The organism is Nocardia concava NBRC 100430 (assembly GCF_000308815.1).
Classification (GTDB): domain Bacteria; phylum Actinomycetota; class Actinomycetes; order Mycobacteriales; family Mycobacteriaceae; genus Nocardia; species Nocardia concava.
This window is the reverse complement of the sequence record NZ_BAFX01000148.1, coordinates 19356-28156: the sequence shown is the minus strand read 5'-3', so window position 1 is coordinate 28156 and position 8801 is coordinate 19356. Positions and strand designations below refer to the sequence as shown.

The following is an 8801-nucleotide window of genomic DNA, read 5'->3' as shown; positions in this document are numbered from 1 at the left end:
GCTGCTGCGCAGGTTGCCGAAACTCCGTGACCCGCAGGTTGATCCGCGCACCGCGTTCGCCGGTACCTTCCACATCGCCGAATCCGCAAGCCAACTCGAACACGCCTACCGCGAGGCCGCGGCAGGCTCGACCCCCTCGGCCCCGCCCTCGGAGATCTACTGCCACACCCTCACCGACCCGTCGATCCTGGCGCCGGAGCTGATCGAGCGCGGCTTCCATACCCTCACTCTGTTCGGCCTGCACACTCCCGCAAGCCTTTTCGCCGATGACCCGCGCGGCACCAAGGATCGCCTCGTGGATGCCACACTGGCCCAACTGGATTCGGTCCTCGCGGAGCCCATCCGCGACTGCCTGGCCCTCGACGGCGAGGGCAACCCCTGCCTCGAGGCTCGCACCCCGCTCGAACTCGAACGCGAGCTCAGCATGCCCGGCGGCCACATCTTCCACGGCGACTTGGCATTTCCCTACCGCGAGGACTCCGACGACAGCCCAACCGCACGCTGGGGTGTCGCCACCGACCACGCCAATATCCTGCTCTGCGGCGCAGGCACGGTCCGCGGCGGCGGAGTCAGCGGCATCGGCGGCCACAATGCCGCCATGGCCGTCCTCGAACAGGGCTGAACCCAGGATTAACCGCGTGCCATGTCGACGAAGCGGCTCAGGTGGAGCTGGTGGGCGACGGTGATCGTCGCGGTGGGGCCGTTTCGGTGTTTGCCGAGGATCAGGTCGGCTTCGCCGCCGCGGGGGTCATCGCGTTCGAAGGCGTCCGGGCGGTGCAGGAGGATGACCATATCGGCGTCCTGCTCGAGGCTGTTGTGTACAGAGATCCCTTGTGCCACAAAGTTATTCGTACCAGGAACGGTGCCATCGTAAACGTCTTGCTCACCGAGGCTGGTGATTTCGACGATATGGTCCCAACGGACGTCGTTGGTCGCGTACATGTCGATTCCGGCGTCGTCGAGTACGGCGGCGACTCGGGCGAGGCGTGATCGGGCCGGTGAGTGCTTGGCTGCGGTGGAACCGCAGAAACGGGAGTCCATAGCCGAGCGGATATCGCGGGGCGAGATCTCCTCGGTGGCAAGCAGCGTCTGGACCTTGCTCGTGACTCGGTCGGGAATCGTGCCGGTCTGCGCGGTGGGTGCGGCTGCTTGCGGTGCAGCCACGGCTTCCTGCCCGAATCCTTGCCCGCCAATGGCGTTCAGGAAGGTTGTCTGATGGTCTGCGCTGGCGACTTGGATAAGCCATGCGCCCGGACGATCGGACTTGTTCGCGGGCTTGATGATGCTGTGCACACCCAGGCGCAACAGCAACTGGGCGATGTCGTCGATCAGACGTCGACTGGCCGATGAGTACTCGATGCGGCCGTGGTTGTGCGCCGCGTCCCAGCGAATCGAGCCATTGCTCGCCCACAGCTGCTTCACGAAGTCTGCGACCTGAGTGTTCGGCAGGCAGAAGACACGATCGGAAATGGCTTCCTCGTCAGCCGCCGCACGCGCCAGCCGGGTTACCTCGTTGTGTGGCATGCTTTCGACGCCCGAAGGCTCACGGACGACGCGCGGCACCGCGAGCTGGTCGCCAACAGCCAGCTTCTCCAAGGGAATCCACCCGTCCACGGTCAGGAGCGGGTGATTGCCGGTCGCTTCGACCTCGCGCCCCGAAGCCAGACGGAGTCGGAAGACCTCCTTGCGGCCGCTCGGGAAGACCTTCACCATCGGTCGGGCCACCATGCGCATTCGCTCGTCGAGCGACCACACCAGCGGCTGCTCGCCGCTTTCCAGCAATTCGCCGAGCGTGACTTCACTGCCCGTGTCGGCCCGAAGAATTCGCGTCGACGCCGGAAGACAGCCCGACTCACGGAGGTCGGACACCATCGGGCGCTTATCGGTTCGCTGTTCGGGACCACGGTTCAGCTGGGAGATTGCGATTACCGGAACCTCGAGTTCCTTCGCCATCAGTTTCAGGCTTCGGGAGAATTCCGAGACTTCCTGCTGGCGGGATTCGACCTTTTTGCCGGAGCTCATCAGCTGGAGGTAGTCGACGACGATGAGGCGGAGGTCGTGGCGCTGCTTGAGGCGGCGGGCCTTGGCTCGGATTTCCATCATGGTGAGGTTCGGCGAATCATCCACGAACAGTGGGGCTTCCGAGATCTCGCTCATGCGGCGGGCGAGCTTGGTCCAGTCGTCGTCGCTCATGCGGCCCGAACGCATGTCGCCCAGTTTGATCTTCGCCTCGGCGGATAGGAGACGCATGACGATTTCGGTGCGGCTCATTTCGAGGGAGAAGATGACGCTGGCCATGCCGTGCTTGATAGAGCAACTGCGCATGAAGTCCATACCCAGGGTGGAGTTGTGGGTCGGGATCATGGCGTCGCTCGCCAGGTACAGGTGGTCGGGGTTGTCGACTTCCACGCAGCGCACCGGGACCGACGGGATCGGGCGGACGTCGACGATGAAGCGGGAGCCGGAGCGGGACGTGTTGGACGCACCTCGGCGCTGCTTGTGCAGCAATTCTTTTCGGCTCAGGCCGAATACCTCGTCCTCGGTGGCGAAGGTGAGGGTATAGGCCGTCGAGGTCTCCTCGGAGCGGCCGCGGACGCGTTTGGTCGACATTTGGCAGCGATAGCCGAGACTGACGATCAGTTCCTCGGTATCGCGGGCCAGACGTTGGTTGGTGACCGCGAACTGGACGGAGCCACCCTTGGTGACGGTGCCGTCGGTATCAAGGAGACCTGCCAGCAGAGCCCGTCGCTGCGCTTCCGAGGCACGCAGGTACTCACCTGGAATGTGCTTGTTGCCGAGCACGCCGAGGGTGCGCAGGCGGGCCTGCAGAGTGCCGATGGCATTACGGCAGGACTGGCACAGGCGCAGGCCGATAGAGGGGCCGCCGCATTCCGGGCAAGTCGGTGCCGGAACCGGGCCTGAGACGAAACGTGCCTTGCCACCGCAGGATCGGCCGCAGGTGCGAACTTCGCTTGTGAAGGGAATGAACTCGGCGCCGCACACGACGCAGTCCCGAGGCTCGATTGGTTCCCCATCCGGCAGCCGCAGGCTGTAGCGCAGCGCTGTCGAACCCGAAGGCATCGCAACGATTCCCTCGTTCTCGATGCGATGCACGATTTCGGGGTCGGCGGTAGTCAGCTGGGCGCATGCCGAACTTCCGTCACCCAACCATGCGCCCAATGTGTAGGGCGGAACAAGCAATTCGCGCTCGGGCAATTGCAATGCGGCGGTATTCACCACGGAGTGGTTGAGGCGACGGTCCGCGGTCGCGCAACGCACCGTTGCCGCGATTTCGGCGGTAGTGCGGACCTGCGCGAAGGTCTGCTGGTTTCGGTATCCGTTGTAGCCGATTGCGGCCTGCTGCGCGGACCGGCGTGATGCGCGGGTCTCGGTGAGCCACTGATGCTGCTCGTCCGCGACTATGACTGTGCCGTCGGAGAATTCGACCTCGTAGCAGGGGCGGCCCGTCATCACCTCGGTGGCCGCGACGACCCGGGTCGGCTGACCGTGCGCGTCCAGCAACTCGTCGCCGACCTGGACCTCACTCATGGTGGTCCAGCCGGTCGGTGTGGGCAGCAGGGTGTCGAGGGCGAGGGCCTTGCCGACACCTGGGCGCGCCGCGACGATGATCATCTGGCCTGGGTGGAGGCCGTTGGTGATTTCGTCGAGTTCGGTGAAACCGGTTGGTACGCCTAGGGAGATGCCGCCTCGGGAGGCGATGGAGTCGAGTTCGTCCATCGTCGGCTGGAGGATGTCGGTGAGGGGGGCGAAGTCCTCCGAGGAGCGGCGTTCGGTTACGTCGTAGAGCTCGGCCTGAGCGCGGTCTACTACTTCGGCTACGTCTTGGCCGTCGGCGCCGGCGTAGCCGTATTGGACGATTCGGGTGCCTGCTTCTACGAGGCGGCGCAGGACGGACTTCTCCGCGACGATTTCGGCGTAGTAGCCGGCGTTGGCTGCCGTGGGGACCGTTTGGGTGAGGGTGACGAGATACGGTGCGCCACCGATGCGTTTGAGTTCGCCCTTGCGGTCCAGGGTGGCGGCGACGGTCACCGGGTCGGCGGGTTCGCCGCGGCCGTAGAGGTCGAGGATGGCGTCGTAGACGGCCTGGTGTGCGGGGCGGTAGAAGTCACCGGGGCGGATCACCTCGATGACGTCCGCGATGGCGTCCTTGGACAGCAGCATGCCGCCCAGGACGGACTGTTCGGCGGCCATGTCGTGGGGTGGCTGGCGGCCGAAATCCTCGCCGGGGGCATCGGGCGGATAGTCGGAGGGTCCGTGATCGTCGTGGCCGCGATCGTCGATGACTGCCATCAGGCTCGACCGTCCTCTCTCCTCGCGCCCGGAACGACGTGCATGACCCGTTTTACGCCTGCGCACCGACATGTTCTGACCGCCACGCGGAGCCGACACGCCAGTCCTGAAGGCGCGGTGGCAAACCCGTGGTGGTGGGCGCTGGATATACGGAATCGTGCCGTCCCCGGACTGTGGTCACGACATTCGAATGCGAACCTAGGCGACCGGACGCGCACCCGCCAAACCGAGCTGTGCACACACCTGTGGATAACGTGGGTATTGTTCACCAACTGTTGTGCACCCCCTGTGGAGAACTTGGGGACAACAGTCGGCGGAACACATCAATGCGCTGGTAGTGGCCGAATTCTCATTGTGCGCAACTGTGGATCAATTCGGTGCGGCGTGTCGCTGGACGGTAACGTCCGGGCGTGTTGGGTAAACGGACGGTCACGCGCGCGTGATCCAGCACACAACGAGAATGGTTGGTTTGCTGAGCAATCCACAACCCGGGCGAACACCGCGGGTCATGCATGCCGACGCCTCGTGAAGGCGCCTTCGCGCACCCCGCCGGTATCCGCGCACCGGAAGTCCAGCCACTACTTGGCAAACAAAAGAAAATCGGAGGCCACCCCCACCGGGGAGGTGACCTCCGACAAACCGAATTACTCGGCGGCGTTGACCTGCAGGTCGACCTTGGCGACCACATCCGGGTGCAGATGCACCACGACACCGTGCTTGCCGGTGCTCTTGATGTGGGCCTTCGGCAGCTCGATGCTGCGCTTGTCCACAACCGGGCCACCGGCGGCCTTGATGGCCGAGGCGACATCGGCGGCGGTGACCGAGCCGAAGAGCTTGCCGGTGCCCGCGGTCTTGACCGCGAGGGACACGCCGGACAGACCCTCGAGGGCCTGCTTCAGCTCGTTGGCGTGGTCCAGGTCGCGCACGCGACGGGCGTCCTGCGCCCGGCGAATGCCCTCGACCTGCTTCTGCGCGCCCCGAGTGGCCACGATGGCCAGGCCGCGCGGGAGCAGGAAGTTGCGGCCGTAGCCGTCCTTGACCTCCACGGTGTCGCCGGGCGCACCGAGGTTGTCGACATCAGCGGTGAGGATGAGCTTCATCTCTGTGCCTTCCCTTCTCAGCGAGCGGTGGACACGTAAGGCAGCAGGGCCACCTCACGCGAGTTCTTGACGGCGACAGCGATATCGCGCTGGTGCTGGACACAGTTGCCGGTCACCCGGCGCGCGCGGATCTTGCCACGGTCGGACACGTACTTGCGCAGCAGCGCGGTGTCCTTGTAGTCGATCTTCGCGCCGGCCGTGTTGTTCTTCTTGCCGGCCTTGTCTTCCTTGCAGAAGGTGCAAGCCTTCTTCTTCAGCACCTTTTCGCGTGCCGGTGCTTTGGCCATGGTCTTTCAACTCCGTAATTATGGGAATCACCGTCGGGGCGATTCCGGGGAAAGCCGTTGTCTAGAACGGCGGTTCGTCGTCCATCGGCCCGCCCCCGAAGGAGCCGGCCGCGGGGGCACTGCCCCACGGGTCGTCGCCGGCGCTCTGGCCGCCACGACCCCCACCACTGCCACTGTTACCGCCACCGGAGAAGCCGCCGCCTTGCTGGCCGCCGCCCTGTCCGCCACCGCCGAAGCCGCCGCCACCACCGCCACGGGTGGTCTTGTTGACCTTCGCGGTCGCGTACCGCAGGGAGGGACCCACCTCGTCGACCTCGAGTTCGACGACCGTGCGCTTCTCACCCTCGCGGGTTTCGTAGGAGCGCTGCTTGAGTCGTCCACTCACGATCACTCGCGAGCCACGGGTCAGGCTCTCGGCGACATTCTCCGCAGCTTCACGCCAGATGTTGCAGCGCAGGAAAAGCGCCTCGCCGTCCTTCCATTCATTGGAATTCCGGTCGAACACACGGGGAGTCGACGCGACCGTGAAGTTCGCGACGGCCGCTCCCGCGGGGGTGAATCGAAGCTCGGGGTCAGCCGTCAAATTGCCGATGACGGTGATGACCGTGTCGCCTTGGGCCATGGTTCCTCCTGCTTTCCGGTGCAGTCCGCATTGCGCTCGCCCGCGCCGTCAAGGGCACGGTTTGCCAGTCAGCCTAGAGATAGGGACCGACGATTTACGAGCGACGTTGCGGGAGGACTGGACTTACTTCTTGTCGAGGCGCAGCACCTTGGTGCGCAGCACCGACTCGTTCAGGCCCAGCTGGCGATCGAGCTCGCTCACGGTCTCGGGCTTGGCGGTCAGGGTGACGACCGCGTAGATGCCCTCGGCCTGCTTGGCGATCTCGTAGGCGAGACGACGGCGACCCCAGATGTCGACGTTGTCGACCTTGCCGCCCTCGGCACCGATGACACCGAGCATGGTGTTCAGATTCGGGCCGACGGTGCGCTCGTCCTGGCTCGGATCGAGAATGACCATCACTTCATAATGACGCACGGACCTCATCACCTCCTGTGGACTGTGAACGGCCCACGGACTGTCCGTGGGCAGGAGGGTTCGTTGCGTCAGCAACCCGACAAGGCTACATGACCGGGTTTGAGCAGCGAAATCGGGCCGGTTCCGAGTTTGAGCAAGCGGACACGCCGAAGAGCCGCCTAGGGTGGGGCGCATGTCGAACCGACCCGTCGTGAGCGAATTGGTTTCTCGCCGTCGCGATTCGGGTCGCTCCCCTTATCGGCCGAGCATGATCGCGATCATCTCGACACTGGTGTGCGCCGTCACATTGCTGATCGCTTATTGGAACAAGGCGCGGTGCGCGGGCGGGGCGGTCGACGAATCGGGGCGCAGCGCGATCTTCGATGTCATCAAGGACTCGAATGTCTGCTACTCCGATATTCAGTACCTGTGGCTGGGCCGGGGCATCGACAAACACCTCTTTCCCTATATAACCGGCGACATCACGCCCGACGGCCAGCTCACCGGCGGCGCGGTCGAGTATCCGGTGCTGAGCGGGCTGTTCATGTGGATCGGCGGCATCGGCAGCCACACCGACGCGGACTTCCTGCTGCACTCGGCGCTGCTGCTGGCCCCGTTCGCACTGCTCACCGCCTACCTGCTGGCCCGCATGGCCGGTCCGGCGGCGCTGCTGTGGGCGGCCGGGCCGCCGCTGGTGCTCTACGCCTTCCACAATTGGGAACTGCCGGTGGTCGCCACGGCCGTCGCCGCGTTCTATGTGATGACGGTGCTGACCAAATACTCACTGCGGGATCGGGCGATCGCCGCGGCGGTATTCCTGGCGATCGGCTTCTGTTTCAAGCTGTATCCCGGAATCTTCGTGCTGCCGTTGCTGATTTACGTGCTGGTCGGTGAACACCCCTTGCGCGAGAAGCGATTCGACGTGCGCGGCGCGCTCATGGTCGCGGCCACCGCGATCGGCACGGTGGTGGCGATCAATCTGCCGTTCGCGCTCGCCGGATACGACGGCTGGCGCGCCTCGATCACCTTCCAGCAATTGCGGCAGGCCGATATCACCACGAATTCCATCTGGTACTGGGGATTGCGCCCGCTGTTCGCGAACACCCGCGCCGGGGAGAACTCGTTCCAGGACATGGTGACGGTGGCCTCGCCGCTGCTGATCCTGGTCGCCTTCGTGGTGGCCTGCTGCCTGGGCTGGCGGCGGTATCAGCTGGCCGGCATCTATCCGTGGATCGGCGTCAGCGGCGCCATGCTGTGTGGATTCCTGTTGTTCCACAAGGTGCATTCGCCGCAGTACACGCTGTGGCTGATCCCGTTCCTGGTGCTGCTCGAGGTGCCGTGGGGCCTGGTCGTCGCCTACCTGATGGCCGACGCTTGCATCGGCGTCGGCGTCTTCCGCTACTTCTATGCCCTGGGTCAGGGTCACAATGCCGAGTTCGAGCAGAACATCGTGCAGATCGGCGTGTGGGGCCGGGCCGCGCTGCTGGCGATGTTCTTCTTCCTGTTCGTCGGCGCGCGCTTGCGGTCAGTGGGCCGCTTCGGTATTGCGGACACGGAAGGCCTTGCTCTTGGCCCGATTTCCGCAGACCGCCATATCGCACCACCGGCGCGAACCGCCGCGTGAGGTGTCGAGGTAGAGGCGGGTGCAGGCGTCGCGCCCGCACTCCTTGAGCCGTTCCCGATCCGGGCCGCCGAGTAGTTCGATGGCCGAGCGCGCCACGGCCGCCAGCGCGGCCTCGATGCTCCCGCTCCGCTGAACACCGCCGTCTGCGCGCAGGGTGAGTTCGGGCGGCGCGTCGTGGGCGTGCCGGTTGAGCAGCCTGCGGTCGGCGTCCGCGGCCGGTTCACCAGCGAGGGTGGCCAGCATGACTCGCCACGCGGCCTCGCGCAGGCGCAGGGCGGGGGCGAGCGTGCCGGTGCAATCGGGCGCGGTGTCCAGGATGCCCGCGGCGACCACCCATTCCCCCAATTCCGCATCGCCGGTGAGTAGTTCGATGCCGGTGGTGCGCCGTTCCTGCCGGGTGCCGATGAAGTTCAGCGCCAGGTTGCCGCTGACGAACAGGTGGGGATCGGCGAACACTGTCATGA

General features: G+C 65.3%; 7 protein-coding genes and 1 pseudogene. 2 read left to right on the top strand and 6 right to left on the bottom strand.

Annotated features, from left to right (window positions below):
* Positions 1 to 622: pseudogene (locus ON43_RS34460) on the top strand (FAD-dependent oxidoreductase); the annotation flags it as partial.
* A gap of 8 nt (positions 623 to 630) precedes the next feature.
* Here ON43_RS34460 and dnaB read toward each other — a convergent pair.
* The 5 genes from dnaB to rpsF form a co-directional block, all read right to left on the bottom strand.
* The gene (gene dnaB, locus ON43_RS34455) at positions 631 to 4311 is read right to left on the bottom strand and encodes a replicative DNA helicase (protein WP_083913937.1); all 3681 of its coding nucleotides are present in this window, start codon (positions 4309 to 4311) and stop codon (positions 631 to 633) included.
* Between the two features lie 644 nt (positions 4312 to 4955).
* Positions 4956 to 5411 (bottom strand): 50S ribosomal protein L9, encoded by a 456-nt coding sequence (gene rplI / locus ON43_RS34450; protein ID WP_033088208.1) that lies wholly within the window; start codon positions 5409 to 5411, stop codon positions 4956 to 4958.
* 17 nt (positions 5412 to 5428) lie between these two features.
* Positions 5429 to 5698, bottom strand: a complete 270-nt coding sequence (gene rpsR / locus ON43_RS34445; protein ID WP_040814320.1) for a 30S ribosomal protein S18 — start codon at positions 5696 to 5698, stop codon at positions 5429 to 5431.
* Positions 5699 to 5759: 61 nt separating this feature from the next.
* On the bottom strand, positions 5760 to 6320 hold the full coding sequence (locus tag ON43_RS34440) for a single-stranded DNA-binding protein (protein ID WP_040814318.1): 561 nt from the start codon (positions 6318 to 6320) through the stop codon (positions 5760 to 5762).
* 123 nt (positions 6321 to 6443) lie between these two features.
* On the bottom strand, positions 6444 to 6734 hold the full coding sequence (rpsF, locus tag ON43_RS34435) for a 30S ribosomal protein S6 (protein WP_040814340.1): 291 nt from the start codon (positions 6732 to 6734) through the stop codon (positions 6444 to 6446).
* Positions 6735 to 6981: 247 nt separating this feature from the next.
* Here rpsF and ON43_RS34430 point away from each other — a divergent pair, with 247 nt between their 5' ends.
* Complete coding sequence (locus ON43_RS34430) at positions 6982 to 8337, top strand: glycosyltransferase family 87 protein (protein WP_157514282.1); 1356 nt, start codon at positions 6982 to 6984, stop codon at positions 8335 to 8337.
* On the opposite strand, the gene ON43_RS34425 is transcribed toward ON43_RS34430, so the two are convergent.
* The gene (locus ON43_RS34425; RefSeq protein WP_040814316.1) at positions 8239 to 8799 is read right to left on the bottom strand and encodes a CGNR zinc finger domain-containing protein; all 561 of its coding nucleotides are present in this window, start codon (positions 8797 to 8799) and stop codon (positions 8239 to 8241) included. The genes ON43_RS34430 and ON43_RS34425 overlap by 99 nt on opposite strands.
* Positions 8800 to 8801: the final 2 nt, after the last annotated feature.

What these genes read in the sequence shown, in the direction of transcription:
- dnaB (WP_083913937.1), bottom strand. Translation starts at nt 4,311, where the DNA reads ATGGCAGTCATCGACGATCGCGGCCACGACGATCACGGACCCTCCGAC.
- rplI (WP_033088208.1), bottom strand. Translation starts at nt 5,411, where the DNA reads ATGAAGCTCATCCTCACCGCTGATGTCGACAACCTCGGTGCGCCCGGC.
- rpsR (WP_040814320.1), bottom strand. Translation starts at nt 5,698, where the DNA reads ATGGCCAAAGCACCGGCACGCGAAAAGGTGCTGAAGAAGAAGGCTTGC.
- ON43_RS34440 (WP_040814318.1), bottom strand. Translation starts at nt 6,320, where the DNA reads ATGGCCCAAGGCGACACGGTCATCACCGTCATCGGCAATTTGACGGCT.
- ON43_RS34430 (WP_157514282.1), top strand. Translation starts at nt 6,982, where the DNA reads ATGATCGCGATCATCTCGACACTGGTGTGCGCCGTCACATTGCTGATC.
- ON43_RS34425 (WP_040814316.1), bottom strand. Translation starts at nt 8,799, where the DNA reads ATGACAGTGTTCGCCGATCCCCACCTGTTCGTCAGCGGCAACCTGGCG.